Genomic DNA, 17,990 nt, shown 5'->3' on the forward strand with positions numbered 1-17,990 from the left:
CCGGATAGCCTTGGCGCCGGGCGATTTCGGCATAGAGCTCGACGCGGCGAACGGTCTGGCGACTCGCGAGTTTGGCGGCGCTCGCCCATAATACGCTGTGAAGTTTCATGGTGGAGTGCATCTTCGAATTTAAGCGAGCCTGCCGCCGCTGTGGTGCTCTGCGGCAGGCTCTCCGAGAGCCGCGCGAGGGCGGTGAGCGGACCCTCGGTGGGGTTAGCTCCGTAGGTCGCTCTGCCTCACCCACCTTCGATAGGCCGGCGTTCGCTTGAGACCCTGCCGGGCCTGTTCATCCAGCTCTCTGAGCGCGTCCATGATTTCATCGAATGTCACGGTTGTGCCGGTCGGCGCCCTGCGCAGTTCAGGAACAGATTCGACGGCGCAGGCGTCAGAGGCCCAGGAAGCAAGAATTGCCCGCTTCTCGTTGATCGAAAGATCAGAGTCGCACACAACTTCATTCGGGTGCATGAAGGCGTCCGAAGGTCGCAGGACACCATCAAGGTTGAGCTCGCAAGGGATTTTCCTTGCCATCTTCATTCCTCGCATGGCACCACCTCACGAAAGGAGCTTGTGCGCGCCACTCCCATTAATGGAGATTTTGCGCGGCTTCGCTGCTTCAGGAATCTCCTTATGCAGCTCTATTTCGAGAATACCGTCCTCATAATGGGCATTCGTCACTTCGACATGGTCGGCCAGGCTGAATTGACGCTCGAAATCCTTGTTCGGGATACCTTCATGCAGATAATGGCGCCCCTGCTCCCGTTCTTTTCGGCCCGCAACGGTCAAGAGGTTTTGCTGAGTTGTGATGTTGATGTCGCGCGTTGAGAAGCCCGCCACAGCGAGACGGATAGTATAATTCGCCTCGTCTTTCCTAATAATGTCATAGGGCGGAAAATTTCCCGGAACCTGAATACCCGAGTGATCCGGCGAAATTTGATCTAGTTCGGCCACACAGACGTTCAAGACCCCCCTCGCAAAAAATTTTATTGTGAGTTCCTTCCGGTGAGCGACGAACACCCTACGCGCCGACGAGCTTCGCGCTCAACTCGGCGTCCGGAACCATTTACGAGCACCCCGCATTACGAAAATGGTCATGATTGCGCTCAATTCATGGCCATCTCGCCCGTCGGGCTATGGATTGCCTCCCAGTCCGGCGGGCACCCTGCCTACGGAACAATTTACCGTTGCATTTCGTTGCCTGTTGCCTGCCGCCGCCGGCAGGCAGCCCAAGGCCCGCCAGGTCTCCACCTAGCTAATGCCCAACCCTGGCGGGCCACTGAAATAGTGCTCGCTTACCGATAAGGCGCGCCCCAGCCAGCGGCCTTAGCTTCCGCTTCGGAGCAAAACCACCTCTCGCCCCTTCGAGGTGTCTATCCGCGTCTTGGCATAACTCTCCGACCATGGGGCGTGGTAGATTTTCTCGCCCTTGGCGCTGATGTTGCCTTTGATCGGACAGCCACCTTCGGAAGAGGAGACCTTTTGAGACGTCTCCCAGCGCCTGCCCATGGCGGCTGGGTTCTGGACTGCCAAACCCCGAGTTTGTCACGCTGCGGTTTCATCTCGAGATCTATGTAGTCGGCCGAATACTTGACGAAGGCCCAGGCCAGACCACGGCTGACGAGCTTTGCGCCGATGTCGGACACGTCATCAGTCGAGCAGCGGGCGATCAACGGGCCATAGTCGTCAAGCTCGCGTCCTTCGCAGGTCACCGTCTTGCCGTCTGTCATCGCCGCCAGGGCGTCGGCGGCAGCCTTGGCGCGTCCCAGGTGCCTTCCGCCGTGAAATATGACATTGGCGCGCGGGTAAGCTTTCCCGAAACCCAAAAGCACCGACGGATGTCGTACTCAACTCGACGCCTGGAACCATTTAACCAGCGTCCGAATTACGAAGAGGGCCATGATCGAGGTGCGTTCATAGCCATCTAGCCGGCGGGCCACGGATGCCTCCCGGTCCGGCGGGTGCCCAAAAACGCAAATGCACGTCCGGGCTTTGCTTTTTCCGAAGCCGGCGAGGGTCAAAAGGCGGCCTCATGGAGAAGAAATCGAGCATCGAGGCGATTGGGCAGAGTGTAATTGAGGAAGCGCGAATGGTGCTCCCCGGCATTCAAGCTTTATTCGGATTCCAGCTTATCGCGGTCTTCAACCAACACTTTTCATCACTACCGATCTTGGAGCAATACCTACATTACGGCGCTATAGTGCTCATCGCCGTGTCTATTGCGATAATTATGACGCCAGCCGCCTATCACCGCCTTGCCGAGCAAACTACGATTTCTGTGTTTTTCGTATCATTTGCTTCATGGCTCATCGCTATTGCCATGGGCCCCCTGGCAACCGCCATTTCGTTGGAACTCTATATCGTAGGGGTCGTCCTGATGGGTCGCAGTTTTCTCAGCATCTGTATTGCTGTCGGACTTTTTTGCATATTCGCGTCCTTGTGGTTTGCATTGCCATTGGCGCTCCGCGCCCGTCGTAAGCTAGATCCTGATTGGTCGCCGCCGAGCGCGAGGCCCCCCAGACCGCAGAATAGAAGCTCCAGATGAGCACAAGGGGAACCGGGCGCAGCGCTGTGGGTTTGTCGCTGTAGGTTCTCCGTGAGAAACAACAATGGCCCGCAGCAAACTGCTTCTGGAACTCGAACCTTACGATAAGAAATCAGGAGCATTGCGCGTCATCATCGAGACCCCAAAGGGCAGCCGCAACAAGTACGATTATGATCCGGACAGCGATACATTTGAGCTGGCAAAAGTTCTTCCCGAAGGCATGAATTTTCCATTTGATTTCGGCTTCGTGCCTTCGACGCTGGCCCCAGACGGCGATCCGCTCGACGTTCTGGTGCTGACGGATGCGCCTGCCGTGCCCGGATGCACACTGAAAGCCCGCCCACTGGGGGCCATTGAGGCTCGCCAGAAGGAAAAGGGCAGCGATTGGATTCGTAATGACAGATTAATCGCGCTGGCCGAGCGTGCCCGCGTGCACGATAGCGCGCGCAGCCTCGATGACCTTGGCCCCCACGTGCTCAAAGACATCAAGGGATTTTTCATCAACTACAATCGGCTCTTCGACAAACAATTCGAGTGCATTAAGGACGTCGGTCCAAAGCGGGCCGCGCGCCTTATCGAGGACGCACAAAAGCTCTTCCGAAAGAAACACTAGCGACTGCACGCTTGCGGTGCCCACGCAGGCCAAGATGGCTATTTGATTTCCGCCCTCATAGATCAGCGCCAATGGCGACCCGCAGGCACTACAGAAATACCTAAGGGCGATTGGAGAGGATTGAATGACCACCGCCTCTTATCGATTCATCCCATCGGGGCCGGAACATTGTTTGAAGCGCCGAGTTTGGCCCGCAAGGACGGCTTTTTTCTGAAGGACAAAACTCATGAGGAACAGACGTGACAATCATCGCGATTTCGACGAAGGCGAACACCCCCGCGACGCCCGTGGGCGATTTGTTGACGATGATGAGGACAATGGCGACCGCTATCAGGGTCGATATGGTCGCGGTGAATACGGCGGACGCGGATCTGGCCAAGGCTTCGGCGAATTCGGATCATCTCGCTTTGGTGGTGATGGCGAGCAAGGCAGGTACGGTGAGTTCCGGGGCGGTGGCCTCACCCGCGGCGGCTATGAGCGTGACTATGGCGGCCCCGAAGGAGGATGGGGCTATCCAGAGGAAAGCCAAAGAAGCGGGACGCGGGGACGAGGCATGAGAGGTGAAAATTGGGGTGGCTACGGTCAGGGCGAAGGCGGATCGGAAAGTCCGCGTTCCCGGGATGAGGATGACTATGATCCTGACTATCGGCATTGGCGGGGCGAGCAGATGAAGAAGCTAGACGAAGACTACGACGAATGGCGCCAGGAGCGGCGCAAGAAATTCTCGGAAGACTTCGACAAGTGGCGCAGCAGTCGGCCCGCTAAGAGCCAAACGGAGCAGACTACGAAGAAATAGAGTAACTGCATCGGCACTTTTCTGAAGATCCCACAGTAAAACCCGCCACGATGCCGAGCACCGTTTCGTGGCGGGCCTCGTTCTGCGAACCTCCTGAGACGACAAAATGGAACTGGTGCTCACTTTGCGGGTTACACAGTGCTCAGGAAGTTGTTCCGAGAATGATCGAAGGAGGACCATATGGGACGCGGTATTCTACTTTGGATGTTGGGTGTTCCCATTCCCATTATCCTGCTGCTCCTCCTCTTCTTTCGTTAGGAGGACGATATGGCAACCGTTACACGTGAGGTTCCGCTGATGGACGAGGCTTCAAAGCCAGCGGTCGTATGGGGACCCATATTTGCCGGCGCATTCGCCGCCGTGGCCGCAACGGCGGTGCTCGTGCTTCTTGGCTCGGGGCTGGGTCTTACCCTAATCTCTCCCTGGTCGGGAGAAAGCGCAGGCCTGGCGACCGTAGCCGCATCAACGGCGATCTGGCTCGTCGTTGTTCAATGGCTTTCCTCAGCTCTAGGTGGCTACCTCTCCGGGCGACTTCGGACCAAATGGGTTGGCGTTCATTCTGACGAAGTGTTTTTCCGCGATACGGCACACGGCTTCATGGCATGGGCAATGGCGACGCTACTCATCATAGGCTTAGTGGGCATCCATACGACTATGCTTCTCGGGGCTGGAACTCATGTCGCGGCTTCTGTCGCTGGCGGCGCCGCCAATGCCGCTAGCCAGACTGCCCAGGCGAACAATCAGAATGAGGCGACCGGCTATCTGGTGGACAGCTTGCTGAGGCCCGCCGATCCAGCGCGCTTGACAACTACAGGCGCGGAAGCAGATCAGGCTGCATCGGCGCAAGCGTCCCGCATCCTCGTAATGGGGGCACTGCAGGGTGAGGTTACTCAAGAAGACCGGACTTATCTGGCCAGTCTTGTCGCCGCAAGGACCGGCCTCGCGCAGCAGGATGCGCAAGCGCGTGTCGAGGCCATCCTCACCAAGGCCAACGGGTTTAAAGCGAAGGCACAGCAGGCTGCAGATGACGCCCGCAAAGCCAGTGCCACGGCAGCCATTCTTGGTGCGCTGTCAATGGTAATCGGGGCATTCATAGCTTCTGTTGCTGGGGCCATGGGCGGACGGCAGCGGGATGACGACGAACTGAAGCGCGATGATGACGAGCTGTCGCTAGTGAGTTCTGCTCGCTATACCTAGAGCCGTGTCAGCCACGGCATGGGCCACGTAGGGCCAGGGCGGACCTCAAAGCAAAAGCTCGTCCCCTGGTTTCCAAAGGAGCGGGCTGGCGTCGAGTTTTGCGGGTGGATTAGAAGATCAGCCAGACAAGGCCGCCTCCGATGATGGCGCTGAGAACCATGAGGATACAGGCGGCGAAAAGCAGGGCTCTTGGGTCGGGGATCATATCATCTTCCTCCGTCAGGCTCGGAAACCGGCGATGGCCGGAATTACTGCAGCGCGGCGACGCGCCGATACTTCTCAGGTGTGTCGTGGCCGTCCCAGGGCTTCGTGTAGGGCGGCAAATGCCTGAAAAGATCAAGCTGGCTTTCGTGGACGTGCCAACTCACCTGTCCGCTCGGCAGGTCGATATAGACCCACCAATGCCACTCAGGGTCCCAGCCTTCGATTGCGGTCTTGGCGATGCCAGCTGGAAAGCATTTCGAGAGGGCGGCAACGACGCGGTTGCGCTCCTCCTAGACGGAACCAATCTCGCTCATCGTTTCTCCTTCAAGAACTTGTAAAACCGCTGCCAGTCCCTCCGCTTGCCCTCGCAGGTCTTCAGGGTGGAGCATCTGCGAGCACCAGGGCACCAATCGCCCTCGCCCGCTTGGAACAGACGAGCCGATGAGCAAGGGTGCGCCGGCGAAGCGCGGGAGGAAGCCGGCATGCAGGGTGCTCCATTGAGCGCCAGCAGTATGATCCGGATCGGTGCAAAATCGCCTGACGCGGACCGCTTTGAATCGCTCATGGGCGAAGCAGATCCCCCGATATTCGAGGCCGGCAGCTATTGGCATCGCTCCTGGGTTGAATATGAGCAGTTGCGCGCCAAGCCGCCTAGGCCCGTGAAACCGACGCCCTCATTCGACTACGTCAAGCGCCGGCCATGAAACGCCGTCCACAACCCGCAACCACCGTAACTGGGCCGCCCCTTGCTCCGGCGCCCTTCAGCAGTCTACCTTCCGAGTTGCAGGCCGTCCTGATCTCTATGACCGACCAGATGGCCATCCGAGCGGCTCGCGAGTATGTGGAGAAACTCGACCATGAAGCGTTGGGCGATTTACGCGCGCTATAGCGACGAAGAAAAGCAGAATGCGAAATCGATCGACGATCAGGTGCACGAATGCCGCGCCGAGATCGCGCGCAAGGGCGGCGGTGACGTCGTCTTGACCTTCGCCGATGCCGGCAAGTCCGGTTTCCACACGGCACAGCGACCGCAGTATCTCGCCATGGTCCGTGCCCTGAAAGAGCGCGGCTTCGATGCGCTGATGGCGGAAGACACCGACCGTCTGGCGCGCTCGCTGAAGGAAATGGCCTCGCTCCACGACATCGCCGAATATGCGGGCGTCGAGCTGTGGACGATCGTCGACGGCCGCCTCACCATGATGCACGCCGCCTGGAAAGGCATTTCGGGTCAGGACTTCCTTCGCAATCTCGCGGTCAAGACCAGGCGCGGGCTCATCGGTGTCGTCAAGCGCGGCGGCATCCCGGGCGGGCGTTGCTATGGGTATGACGTCGCCGGCACCGCAAAACGGACCGTCAATGAGGGTGAGGCGACGATCGTACGACGGATCTTCCACGAATATTCGGCCGGCAAGAGTCCCCGCAAGATCGTGGCAGATCTCAACCGCGAAGGCGTGCCGGGCCCGCGCGGCGGCCTGTGGCGTGTGTCGACGCTCATCGGCAATCCGAAGCGCCTCAATGGCACGCTCAACAATCCGATCTATCGTGGCCGGCTGACGTTCAACCGGCAAAGCTTCCGGAAAGACCCGGAGACCGGCCGGCGCATCGCGCGCGAGAACCCGGCCGATCTCTGGATCTATGAGGAGCATCCCGATCTCGCGATCGTCGATGTGGACCTCTGGGACGAGGTCCAGCGCCGGCGCGCCAACAATCTGAGGGGCCTGCGCAAGCTGGGCGAGTTCCGCCGGCCGCAGTCGCTCCTGAGCGGCCTGATCCGCTGCCGCGTCTGCGGCGGACCGATGACCAAGGCCGGCGCCTATTATCGCTGCGCCGAGCGGCTCAATTCCGGTGCCTGCAGCAATGGCAATGGTCTCGCCGTCGAGCGCGTCGAGAAGATCACGATCGAGGCGGTGAGGGCCGCCCTCCAAGACCCTATCCTGATCGCGCGCTTTCAGAAGGTGTTTCGCGAGGAGGTGGAGCGCCAGCTGGCGGTGCGCCGCGCCGGCGCCGGGGAGATTAGGAAGAAGCTCGCCGAGCTCGACCGCAAGATCGCCAACCTGACCCGGAGTCTTGAGACGGGCCTGGATTCGCAGGCCGTCAGGGAGCGCCTGCACGACCTCGAATATGACCGCCACCAACTGGCGGCCGAGCTCCCCAACGCCGAGCCAAAGGCGCAGGAGAAGGTGCGGCGGATGATCCCGGAGACCCACAGCCTGGCCGCCGCCATGTCCGCCAACCAGAACCTTGCCGTAGTCCTCGCCGGCAAGGACACAGAGGCGTTGAAATTAAGGGAAGATTTTCGCTCGACGATCGCCGAGATCCGCTCAGGCCCGGTCGACGGCCGCATGACGCTGGAGGTCGATGGAAAAGTTCGGGGTCTCCTGCAGGCTGCAGGAGACCCCGAACACGTACGGCACTGTTGGTTGCGGGAATAGGATTTGAACCTATGACCTTCAGGTTATGAGCCTGACGAGCTACCGGGCTGCTCCATCCCGCGTCAAAACGGCTTGGACGAACCAAGGGATGTGCGAACGCGGGATGTATGTAGCAATCGAAATGCTGTTTGTGAACCCCCATCCTGAAGAAATTTCAGTGGAAATCGTTGATTGTGACAAGGAACCCGGACAGGGTACGGGCCGGGCAGTCGAGGGACAGAAAAGTGCCGAAGATCTCGGTGGATCATCCGGCAGGTGAGGCTTTGCGCCGGACGATGCGCAAGACCATGCGGGCATTGGCCCAGGACCTAGAACAGGCCCGAACCGGCAAGACCGTGCATCCGGCAAGGCGGCGCCTGAAGCTCGCCCGCAGCCTGCTGCGCCTGATGAAGCCGTCTCTGGGAAGTGAGGTCTTCCAGCAGGAAAACCAAGCCTTGCGCACCGCCGCCCATGCCCTTGCGGCACTCCGGCTGACCGAAGCCATGAGCGAAGCTATCGCCAAGCTCAAGGCCGCAACCGGCGACGCCGAGGCGGACCAGGTGGTGTTCGCCGCACTCGAGGCGGCGGCACGGGAGCTGCGCGCCGATGTGGTAAGCCCGGAGGAAACCGGCCGGCGCATAGAGACGGCCCTCGCCTCGATCGAGGAATTGCGCCCGCGCATCGCCGACTGGCCCCTGCCCAAGCGCGACATGCGCCTGTTCGTCCAGGGCATGCGCGCCTGCTTTGCCAAGGCCCGCCGGCTGCTGCGCGAGGGTCTCGAGCGGGAAGAGACGCCGCTGCTGCACGAAGCGCGCAAATCCGTCATCCATCACCTCCACCATATCGAGCTCTTAAGTCCTTTGTGGCCGAAGCTGTTCAAGGTCTGGGCGGGGGAACTGCAGGAACTGCGCGAGGATCTGGGCGACCTCAACGACCTCGACGATCTGTCCGACGAATTTGCCCGTCCCGACAGCCCCTTCGCCGCCATCGCCCAGAAGGACCGGGCCCTGGCCCTGATCGACCGGCGGCGCAAGTCCATCCTCGCCCGCATCGCCAACGAGACGGGGCATCTTTTTGCCGAGGAACCCAAGAACTTCGCCGCCCGTATCGACGCTTTATGGCGACATTTGGCGGCTTAGCCGCATCCCCATGCAAATTTGACATCGCTGAGCGGGCCAGCCCTGCGCCGGCCCCGCTTGCCGGATCACTTCGCGGTAGTTAACGTCCCGCCGCAAATGTTCCCCGCAGCCCGCTTTTTCACGTCGCAGCGCGCCGCCACGACGGCCGTCTTCATCGGCTATGGCGTGTCCTCCGGCATGTGGGCGGGCGCCATCCCGGTCGTCATGCGCAACGCCGGGATCGACAGCCTGATGCTCGGCCTCGGCATCACCTTCTACGGCATCGCCTATGTGATCGTCATGTCCTCGGGCGGCGCCCTCGCCCGCTTCGCCAGCAACCGCGCCATCATCCTGGCCAGCATGCCGCTCGTCGCCTTGACCGGCGCCCTGCTGCTCCTCTCCGCGAGCCCGCTCTGGTTCCTCATCGCTTTCGTGCTGTTCGGCGCCGCCCAGGGCCTGCTCGACCTCTTCATGAATGCCGAGGCGAGCTATGTGGAAAGCGACCTCAAGCGCCCGATTTTCACCAGCTTCCATGCCTCGGCTTCGGCCTCCATGGCGGTCTTCGCGCTGGTCGGCAGCCTGGTCAGCGCCGATGCCGGTCCCCATTGGGCCGCCGTCATTCTGTGCCTCGGCATCGGCACGACGCTGGTCTTCGCGGCGCGCCGCCTCAAGCCCAGATTCTCCGCCATGGCGCGGGTCTCGCCCGGCACGCCATCGCCGCCGCTCACCCCCTTGATCATCCTCGGCCTCGCCGCCGGCCTCGTCATCGCCGGTGAGACCGCCGCGATCATGTGGTCGGCCAAGCTCCTCGACGAGCAGGCCCCCAGTCTCGCCGCCATTGCCGGCCTCGGCACCGCCTTCTTCGGCCTGTGCAATTCCGGCGTCCGCGCAGGCGGCGACAGTATTCGCGCCCGCTTCGGCGATATCCCGCTGATCCTCGGATCGCTGATCCTCGCCACCGCCGGCTTCGTGCTGATCGGTATTTCCAACAACTTCCTGCTCAGCACCGTCGCCTTCGCAGTGACGGGCTTCGGGACCGCCTGCGTCATCCCGGCGATCTTCGCCATCACCGCCAGGCACATGCAGGAAAATCCCGCGCGTGGCCTCGGCATCGTTTCCCTGGTGGCGGGCCTGCCGCGCGTGCTGGCGCCCTGGTTCTTCGGCTGGGTGGCGACCGCGCAATCGACGAGCTTCGCCTTCGGCCTGTGCGCCGTGGCGATGGCGGTGGCGCTGGGATTCATCCTGCTGCTGCAGCTGATGCAGAAACGCACAGCGGCTCCCGCAAAGGCGTAGAGCAAATCCCGCCAAAGTTGAAGACTTTGGCGATAAGGATTTGCTCCACCATATTAACTTGGCGCGAATCCTTTTCGGCGAAGTGATTCCACTTCTCCGGGATGCGCGCTAGTCTCCGGAAACATCATCGCCTGCGGCATGGGCCGACCGAGGAAATAGCCCTGCGCCTCGTCGCATCCCTCGTCCTTCAGGAAATCGAGATGCGCCTTGGTCTCGATGCCTTCCGCCAGAACCGGGATCTCGAGACTGCGCCCGAGCGCCAGCACGGCGCGGATAATCGAGGCCGACTTGTGGTGCTTGCCGAGCTTGTCGAGGAAGGAGCGATCGATCTTGATCTTGTCGAAGGGAAACGACTGCAACGTCGACAGCGAGGAATAGCCGGTGCCGAAATCGTCCATGGCGACCGAGACGCCAAGCGCCTTGAGCCGTCTCAGCGTGTGCAGCGCCATGTCGGGATCGGACATCAGGAGCGACTCCGTGACTTCGAGCTCGAGACGCTTCGGCGAAAGTCCGGTCGCGACGAGGACGGCATGCACGGTCTCGGTCAATCCGCCCTGGCTGAACTGCACCGGCGAGAGATTGACGGCGATCCGGTAGGGCTCGGCCCAGGATGCCGCCGTGGCACAGGCCTCACGCAGCACCCATTCACCGATCTGGACAATGAGCCCGGTCTCTTCCGCGATGGGGATGAACCCGGCCGGCGAGACGAGCCCGCGCTGCGGATGGTGCCAGCGGATCAGCGCTTCATAGCCGACGGTCCGGTTGTCGGTGAGGCGCGACTGCGGCTGGTAATAGAGCTCGAATTGTCCCTGCGCCAGAGCAAGCCTCAGGTCACGCGTCAGATTGCGCCGTTCGCGCACCTCGAAGTCCATATCGGACTCGAAGAAACAGGCGCGGCCATCGGCGCGATCCTTGGCGCGATAGAGAGCGAGATCGGCGTTGGCCATGAGCTCGGGCGCGGTCCTGGCATCGGCCGGGAACAGCGCGATGCCGACGCTCGCCCCGATGAACAGCTCGTTGCCCTCGATCGTCATCGGCGCGCGCAAGTGGGCGAGGATGCGCTCGGCGAAAGCCACGACCTGCTGGGGGCTGCCGGCATCGGGCAGGATGGCGAAGAACTCGTCGCCGCCGAAACGGGCCGCATATTCGGACGTGTTGAGGGCGGCCTTGAAGCGCCGGGCAATGTCGTTGAGCACGAGATCGCCCGCCGCGTGTCCCAACATGTCGTTGGCTTCCTTGAAGCGGTCGAGATCGAAGCTCAGCAGCGCGAAACTTTCGTTCTTCTCCTGCGCTTCGCTGATCTCGGCGGCGAGGCGCTCGAGGAAAGAGCTGCGATTGGGAAGTCCGGTCAGCGCGTCAAAATGCGCGAGATAGTGGATGCGGCCCTCCGCCGTCTTCTGCTCGGTCAGATCGCGCACCGAATAGACACGGCCACCGGCCAGTATATCGGCCGGCTTCGACAGGACCTCGACCGGGATCAGACGGCCGCCCTCGCCACGCAGCACTCCCTCGCTCTTGAGCGCGCCGGCCGGCGGTGCGACGCCGCCCTCGACGGTGAGGAAGTTGTCGAACAGGCTCTTGCCCACGATCTGGTCGCGCTTGCAGCCGGTGAGCTCCTCGAAGCTCGTATTGACGTCGACGATGCGGTTTTCCTTGACGATGATCAGGCCTTCGATCGCCGCATTGGCGAGGCGCCTGAGCCGCGCCTGGCCTTCGCCGCGCGCCGACTTGTCGGCGAAATAGGCGGCGATCCCGATGGCGAGCACCAAAGCCGAGGCGGCGGCAATGAAGAGCACCATGACCTGTTTCGGCACCGCGCCCAACGGCACCTCGACCAGCGGATCCGGCAGGATGGTGACGGCCGCCATGCCGGTGAAATGCAGGCTGCAGATGGCGAGCACGAAGGCCACCGCCGCGCCGTAGCGCCCCCGGATGGTGTCGGGCCAGCGTGTCAGATGGATCGCCACCATGCCGAGAGCGATGCTGGCGGTGACCGATGCGGCGACATAGCCCGTTTCCCATTGGACCGTACCGGCAACACGGAAGCCCGCCATGCCGATATAATGCATGGCGCTGATGCTGAGACCGGCGAGCGCGCCGCCGAGCCAGGGATGGAAGCCCGTCGACGACCAGCCGGCGACGATGAAGGCGAGGGTCATGCCGACGACGGCGATCAGAAGCGAGATCGTGGTGAGAAAGGGATCGTAGCCGGTGGAAAGGTCGGGCGCGAAAGCCAGCATGGCCAGGAAATGGGTGGTCCAGGTGGCGGTGCCGGCGGCGGTTCCCGCCATCACCAGCCACTGCCGGCGCAGAATGCCGTCCGATGCGCGCGCCCGCATGAACAGCCGCATTGCAACAAGACTTCCGATGGCGCAGATCGCGGCCGCCACCGCGACAAGCCGCAGATCGTGGTCCACGGTCAGGCAGGTCAGTACTTTCAGCATGGTGTCGTCCCGTCAACTATGCTGAAAAATGGAGACAAACCTCTAAGAATCCGTGGACCGCGTAGGTTAACAACTTCCTAAGTATCCAGGGAACTCGCCAGATCTAGCGATTTCCCCTGAGAAGTCTCAGCGCGTTGGCGGTCACCAGCACGGTGGCGCCGGTATCGGCGAGGATGGCGATCCACAATCCGGTCATGCCCATGACGGTGGTGACGAGGAACACCGCCTTGAGGCCGAGCGCGATCGTCACATTCTCGCGGATGATCCTGAGCGTGCGCCGTGACAGGCGGACAAGTGCGGCGACATCGCTGACACGGTTGTTGAGCACCGCCGCATCCGCCGCCTCCAGCGCCACGTCGGTGCCCGAGCCCATGGCGATGCCGACGGTGGCGGCGGCGAGCGCCGGCGCGTCGTTGATGCCGTCGCCGACCTTCGCCACGCCGCCCTCGGCGGCGAGCTTCTTGACAAAGCTGAGCTTGTCCTCGGGCAGGAGCTCGGCATTGACTTCCATGCCCAGGCTCTTGCCGATCGCCTCGGCATTGGCGCGGTTGTCGCCGGTCAGCATGACGGTCCTGATGCCGAGGGACGACACTTCCTTCAGCCCCTGCACCGCATCGGCGCGCGGCTCATCGCGGAGCGCAATGAGCCCCAGCGGCCTGCCGCCCGCCAGCACGACGGAGACGCTCTTGCCTTGTGCTTCGAGCGCGCGGGCCCGATCCAGCACCTCGGCGCTGGTGACGCCGAGCCGCGCCGGCGCGCCGATCGTGATGATCAGGCCCTCGACGATGGCATTGAGGCCTTTGCCGGGCAGTACTTCCGAATGGCTCGCCGGGGTGAAGGCGATGGTGCGCGCCTTGGCTTCCGCTACGATCGCCGCCGCGAGGGGATGCGAGGAAGCCGATTCCGCCGCCGCCGCGACCTTGAGCACGGAGGCCTCGTCGAGATCGCCGAGCGCAACGATGTCGGTGACTTTCGGCTTGCCTTCGGTGAGCGTGCCGGTTTTGTCGAAGGCGATCGCCTTCACCTTGCCGATCGCCTCCAGCACGCCGCCACCCTTGACGAGCAGGCCGCGCCGGGCGCCGGCCGCCAAGGCCGAGGCAATGGCCGCCGGCGTCGAGATGACGAGCGCGCACGGGCAGCCGATGAGCAGCAGCGCCAGAGCGCGATAGATCCAGGTAGACCAGTCCTCGCCCCAGGCGAGCGGCGGGACGATCGCCACCAGGATCGCCACCGCGCAGATGGCCGGCATGTAATAGCGCGAGAACGTATCGATGAAGCGCTCGGTCGGCGCCTTCGCGTCGGCCGCTTCCTCGACGAGGCGCACCACGCGGGCGATCAGATTGTCCTCCGCCGGCTTCTCGACCCGGCAGCGCAAGAGCGCCTCGCTGTTGATCGAGCCGGCGAGCACCGTATCGCCCGGTTCCTTGACGCGCGGCACCGATTCACCGGTCAGCGCCGATTCATCGAGAGACGACGTGCCGGAGATGACCGTCGCATCGGCGGGAACCCGGTCGCCCGGGCGCACCACCACGATGGCGCCGATGGCAATCTGTTCGATGGGCGTCTCGACGATACCGTTGCGGGTCTCGACCATCGCCGTCTTGGGCGCGATATTGGCGAGCGCCTTGATGCCGGAGCGGGCGCGTCCGGCGGCCACGCCTTCCAGCAATTCGCCGACCGCGAAGAGGAAGACGACGAGAGCCGCCTCCTCGGTGGCGCCGATGATGATGGCGCCAATGACCGCGATGGTCATCAGCATCTCGATGGTGAAGATAGAGCCGAAGCGCGCCGCCGTCAGCGCGCGCTTGACCACCGGAACGGCACCCGCCGCGCAGGCGGCGAGGAACACATAATAGGAGGCCTCGGGAACGAGCTGGGTCGCGGCATAGGCGGCGGCGATCAGCGCGCCGGAAATGATGACGAGCCAGCCCTTGGCCGATTGCCACCAATGACCTTCGATGGGCTTGGCATGGTCGTCATGCGCCTCAGCGGATGCGCTCGCGACGGCGGGCGCCTGCTGGCCATGGTCATGCGCGTGATCGTGGCCGCTGCAGCTGCCGTGATCGTGATCATGTGAATGGGCGGTCTTCGTTGCCGGGGCCGCGACGGAACTGCCGAAGGGGGCGATTCCGTAGCCGAGGCTTTTGACCGTGTTGGTGACCTCGGCGGCGCGTTCGGGTGCTGTGAGAGTCACCGTGAGCGTCTCGCTCGTCACCCCGACCTTGACGTCGCTGGCGCCGTCGACGTGGCCGACCGCCACTTCGATCTTGCGGGCGCAGCTGGCGCAGTCCATGCCGGTGATCTTGAATTTCTGGATCAGAGGCGCGTTCGGCACAGGCTTCGCGGCCGATGCGCCGACTGCTGAGATCCCGTAGCCGAGGCTCTTGACCGTGGCCGAGATCTCGGCCGCGCGCGAGGCCTCGACCAGCGTCACGGTAAGGGTTTCGCTCGTCACGCCGACCTTGACGTCGCTCGCGCCTTCGACGCGACCGACGGCAACTTCGATTTTGCGGGCACAGCTGGCACAGTCCATGCCGGTGATCTTGAATTTCTGGATAAGGGGTTCTCTTGACATCATGCTCAACCCCTACAATCTCTAGCCACTAGAGATACAAGAGGAAAAATACATGGCCGGATTCACCATAGGGAAGCTTGCGGAAGCGACCGCCACCAAGGTCCAGACGATCCGCTATTATGAGAGCATCGGGCTTCTGGCCCCTTTCACCCGCACCGAGGGCGGCCACCGGCTCTATGACGTCGAGGACAGGAAAAGACTGACCTTCATCCGCCATGCGCGCGAGCTGGGTTTCTCGATCGACTCCATCCGCGAGCTCCTCAGCCTCTCCGACAATCCGGATACGAGCTGCGAGCGCGCCGACGACATAGCCAGCCGCCAGCTCGAGGAAGTCGAACAGCGCCTGAAGCGCTTGAAGGCATTGCAGAAGGAATTGAAGCGCATGGTGGTGGAATGCGGCCATGGCCGCGTCTGCGACTGCCGCGTCATCGAGGTCCTAAGCGATCACCGCCTCTGCCAGACGTCGCATTGAATCGTGCCCGGCATCATGACTGTAGCGCATCAGCGACGATAGGGCGGCCTCCGCTCAGGGCGCCGGCACGATGTTCTGATTCATGTGCAGGATGTTGCCGGGATCGTATTTGGCCTTGATCTCCTGCAGCCTCGGATAGTTCGCGCCATAGGCGGCCGCCGACTGGTCGTTCGCCTCTTCTTCCATGTAGTTCACATATCGGCTGGAGGCGAGCCAGGGCTTCATCGCGTCGTAGCTGCGCCGCGCCCAGTCCGTGCACCTCGCTGTGTCGGCGGACTTCAGCCATTCCGACAGGACGACCAGATTGTAGCCCGGGGCGCGATGCGGGAAGGCCGTATCGGCCGGCTTCACGCGGCATGCCGCGCCGTGGAAATTCTCCAGGAGCAATTGTCCCATGGGTGTGGGGCAGCGAGCGAAACACTCGATGAGCGCATCGATCGCTTCGTCGCTCAGTTGCGACATGAAGCTCGACTTCCAATAGTTGAGAGCGCCTCTCGGATAAGCCGCATCCAATAGCGAATTCATCGCGCTATAGGAGATCGGTCCGATGGCGTCCATGACCGGCGTGCCGAAGGCCTTCAATGGCTTCATGGCCGCCTCGCCGTCGGAGACGGAGCCGCAATGGCAGCCCACCATCGCGGCAAGCTTGGTTCCCGATCCATCGGGCGCATGCACGAGCCCGGCAAAGACGATCATGTCGTCGGGCAGCGATCGGGTGATGTCGCGATAGAAATGCAGCATGTCGCGGGCGCTCTCGAAGGGATAGGCGATCAGGCCACCGGTGATCATCGGCCCCACCGGGTGCAGCAGATATTCGAAGGAGGACACGATGCCGAAATTGCCGCCACCGCCGCGCGCCGCCCAGAAGAGATCGCTGTTTTCCTCGGTGCTCGCGGTCAGAACCTTGCCCTCGACCGTGACGATCTCGACCGACAACAGATTGTCGAGCGCCAGGCCATGCCTGCCCATCAGCCACCCGATTCCGCCGCCCAAGGTGAGACCGGCTATTCCGGTGGTCGAGACGACGCCGCCGGTCGTCGCAAGACCGTGAAGCTGCGTCTCGCGATTGAATTCGCGCCAAGTGACTCCCCCTTGCGCCCGCGCCACGCCATGCTTGTGATCGACATCGATGCCCTTCATCGGGGCGAGATCGATCATAAGACCCTTGTCGATCGTCGCGCGTCCGGCGACATTGTGGCCGCCTCCCCTGACGGCGATCTCGAGGCCGAGCCTTTGGCCGAGCTCCAGAGCATCGACGATATCGGCGACACCGCGGCAACGGGCGATCAGAGCCGGGCGCTTGTCGATAAGACCGTTATGGACCCGTCTTGCCTCGTCATAGCCCGGCGAATTGGGCTGCAGCAGCTGGCCGGCAAAGGTCTTGGCGAGCTCGCTGACGTCGCGGGTCACGTCTTGAACAGTCGGCATGGGACTCCCCGAGGTTGTCGCGTTTAGGCGAAAAGCAGGCCTAGACTACCGCCTCCGCGGCCTCCGGTCGAGCGGCGGCGCGAGGCCCTTGCCGGGCAAACCCGCGCTTGCTTAATGTTATGGCCGGGGGAGACCTGCGCATTTGAAATGCGAAAAAAGGGGAGACCGCGATGTCGGACCTCAATCCGTCGCACATACTGCAGATCGGCATGGGTTTCTTCGCGTCGAAGGCGCTCCTGTCGGCGATCGAGCTGAAGCTCTTCACAGCCCTCGCCCGCCAGCCGATGACGGGCGCCGAGATCGCCCATAGCCTCGCCCTGAACGAGCGGGCAGTGCCCGATTTTCCCGATGCGCTGGTCGCTTTGGGCTTTTTGCGGCGGGATGGCGACGGACCTCAGGCCCGCTACTCCAATTCACCTGAAACGGCGCATTTTCTCGACGCCACCAGCCCCTCCTATGTCGGCGGCATATTGGAGATGGCCAATGCCCGCCTCTATCGCTTCTGGGGCGATCTGACCGAGGCTTTGAAGACCGGCAAGCCGCAGAACGAGACGAAGCATTCCGGCGAGCCGATGTTCGCCAAGCTCTATGAAGTGCCTGAGCGGCTCGAGCAATTCATGAGCGCCATGTCCGGTATTTCGGCCGGCAACTTCCTGATCTTCGCCCAAACGTTCGACTTCTCAAGATACCGCACGCTCTGTGACGTCGGCGGCGCCACCGGGCAGCTCTCCTGCATGGTCGCCGCCGCGCATCCCCATATGCGCTGCACAAGCTTCGATCTGCCCAATGTCGTGCCGATCGCGACGCGCAAGATCGCCGAAGCGGGCTTGAGCGACCGCGTCGAAGCCGTCGGCGGCGATTTTTTCGCCGATCCCTTGCCACGTGCCGATGTGATCACCA

The 17,990-nt window shown here is 62.5% G+C and carries 16 protein-coding genes and 1 tRNA gene (1 of these 17 only partly in view); 10 read left to right on the forward strand and 7 right to left on the reverse strand.

Features of this window, described 5'->3' with window-relative positions; all coding sequences use genetic code 11:
* Positions 1–213 precede the first annotated feature (213 nt).
* From G5V57_RS04565 to G5V57_RS35110, 3 genes are all read right to left on the reverse strand, one after another.
* On the reverse strand, positions 214–528 hold the full coding sequence (locus G5V57_RS04565) for a hypothetical protein (RefSeq protein ID WP_165166399.1): 315 nt from the start codon (positions 526–528) through the stop codon (positions 214–216).
* A gap of 24 nt (positions 529–552) precedes the next feature.
* The gene (locus G5V57_RS04570) at positions 553–948 is read right to left on the reverse strand and encodes an Hsp20 family protein (protein WP_165166400.1); all 396 of its coding nucleotides are present in this window, start codon (positions 946–948) and stop codon (positions 553–555) included.
* A gap of 419 nt (positions 949–1,367) precedes the next feature.
* The gene (locus tag G5V57_RS35110) at positions 1,368–1,826 is read right to left on the reverse strand and encodes a thermonuclease family protein (protein ID WP_371744728.1); all 459 of its coding nucleotides are present in this window, start codon (positions 1,824–1,826) and stop codon (positions 1,368–1,370) included.
* A gap of 200 nt (positions 1,827–2,026) precedes the next feature.
* On the opposite strand from G5V57_RS35110, the gene G5V57_RS04580 reads away from it, so the two are divergent.
* From G5V57_RS04580 to G5V57_RS04605, 6 genes are all read left to right on the forward strand, one after another.
* Complete coding sequence (locus G5V57_RS04580) at positions 2,027–2,539, forward strand: DUF6328 family protein (RefSeq protein WP_165166402.1); 513 nt, start codon at positions 2,027–2,029, stop codon at positions 2,537–2,539.
* Positions 2,540–2,603: 64 nt separating this feature from the next.
* Positions 2,604–3,152: an inorganic diphosphatase gene (locus G5V57_RS04585; RefSeq protein WP_165166403.1), complete on the forward strand. Its 549-nt coding sequence runs from the start codon at positions 2,604–2,606 to the stop codon at positions 3,150–3,152.
* Positions 3,153–3,391: 239 nt separating this feature from the next.
* Complete coding sequence (locus G5V57_RS04590; protein WP_165166404.1) at positions 3,392–3,709, forward strand: hypothetical protein; 318 nt, start codon at positions 3,392–3,394, stop codon at positions 3,707–3,709.
* A complete protein-coding gene (locus G5V57_RS04595; protein ID WP_165166405.1) occupies positions 3,706–3,948 on the forward strand; it encodes a hypothetical protein in 243 nt (80 codons plus the stop codon). The genes G5V57_RS04590 and G5V57_RS04595 overlap by 4 nt, the downstream gene beginning before the upstream one ends.
* A gap of 267 nt (positions 3,949–4,215) precedes the next feature.
* Positions 4,216–5,145, forward strand: a complete 930-nt coding sequence (locus G5V57_RS04600; RefSeq protein WP_165166406.1) for a hypothetical protein — start codon at positions 4,216–4,218, stop codon at positions 5,143–5,145.
* 1,061 nt (positions 5,146–6,206) lie between these two features.
* On the forward strand, positions 6,207–7,781 hold the full coding sequence (locus tag G5V57_RS04605; protein WP_165166407.1) for a recombinase family protein: 1,575 nt from the start codon (positions 6,207–6,209) through the stop codon (positions 7,779–7,781).
* On the opposite strand, the gene G5V57_RS04610 is transcribed toward G5V57_RS04605, so the two are convergent.
* A tRNA-Met gene (locus G5V57_RS04610) sits at positions 7,767–7,843 on the reverse strand. The two genes, G5V57_RS04605 and G5V57_RS04610, sit on opposite strands and share 15 nt — an antisense overlap.
* A 162-nt stretch (positions 7,844–8,005) precedes the next feature.
* On the opposite strand from G5V57_RS04610, the gene G5V57_RS04615 reads away from it, so the two are divergent.
* The gene (locus G5V57_RS04615) at positions 8,006–8,899 is read left to right on the forward strand and encodes a CHAD domain-containing protein (RefSeq protein ID WP_165166408.1); all 894 of its coding nucleotides are present in this window, start codon (positions 8,006–8,008) and stop codon (positions 8,897–8,899) included.
* 96 nt (positions 8,900–8,995) lie between these two features.
* Positions 8,996–10,171, forward strand: a complete 1,176-nt coding sequence (locus G5V57_RS04620) for an MFS transporter (protein ID WP_165166409.1) — start codon at positions 8,996–8,998, stop codon at positions 10,169–10,171.
* Positions 10,172–10,224: 53 nt separating this feature from the next.
* On the opposite strand, the gene G5V57_RS04625 is transcribed toward G5V57_RS04620, so the two are convergent.
* Together G5V57_RS04625 and G5V57_RS04630 are read right to left on the reverse strand one after the other, a co-directional pair.
* Positions 10,225–12,615 carry an EAL domain-containing protein gene (locus G5V57_RS04625; RefSeq protein ID WP_165166410.1) on the reverse strand — a complete coding sequence of 797 codons (2,391 nt, stop codon included), beginning with the start codon at positions 12,613–12,615 and terminating at the stop codon, positions 10,225–10,227.
* Between the two features lie 103 nt (positions 12,616–12,718).
* The gene (locus G5V57_RS04630; protein WP_371744729.1) at positions 12,719–15,193 is read right to left on the reverse strand and encodes a heavy metal translocating P-type ATPase; all 2,475 of its coding nucleotides are present in this window, start codon (positions 15,191–15,193) and stop codon (positions 12,719–12,721) included.
* A gap of 49 nt (positions 15,194–15,242) precedes the next feature.
* Between G5V57_RS04630 and G5V57_RS04635 the strand changes: the two genes are divergently transcribed.
* Complete coding sequence (locus G5V57_RS04635; RefSeq protein WP_165166411.1) at positions 15,243–15,662, forward strand: helix-turn-helix domain-containing protein; 420 nt, start codon at positions 15,243–15,245, stop codon at positions 15,660–15,662.
* Between the two features lie 54 nt (positions 15,663–15,716).
* On the opposite strand, the gene G5V57_RS04640 is transcribed toward G5V57_RS04635, so the two are convergent.
* Entirely contained in the window at positions 15,717–17,090 is a 1,374-nt protein-coding gene (locus tag G5V57_RS04640) for an FAD-binding oxidoreductase (protein ID WP_165166412.1), read from the reverse strand.
* A gap of 170 nt (positions 17,091–17,260) precedes the next feature.
* On the opposite strand from G5V57_RS04640, the gene G5V57_RS04645 reads away from it, so the two are divergent.
* Positions 17,261–17,990, forward strand: partial view of a methyltransferase gene (locus G5V57_RS04645; protein WP_165166413.1) — the 5' portion only. It continues 293 nt past the right edge of the window; only the first 730 of its 1,023 coding nucleotides appear in the window; its start codon is at positions 17,261–17,263; its stop codon lies beyond the right edge, outside the window.

It is taken from the genome of Nordella sp. HKS 07, from assembly GCF_011046735.1.
Lineage (GTDB): Bacteria > Pseudomonadota > Alphaproteobacteria > Rhizobiales > Aestuariivirgaceae > Taklimakanibacter.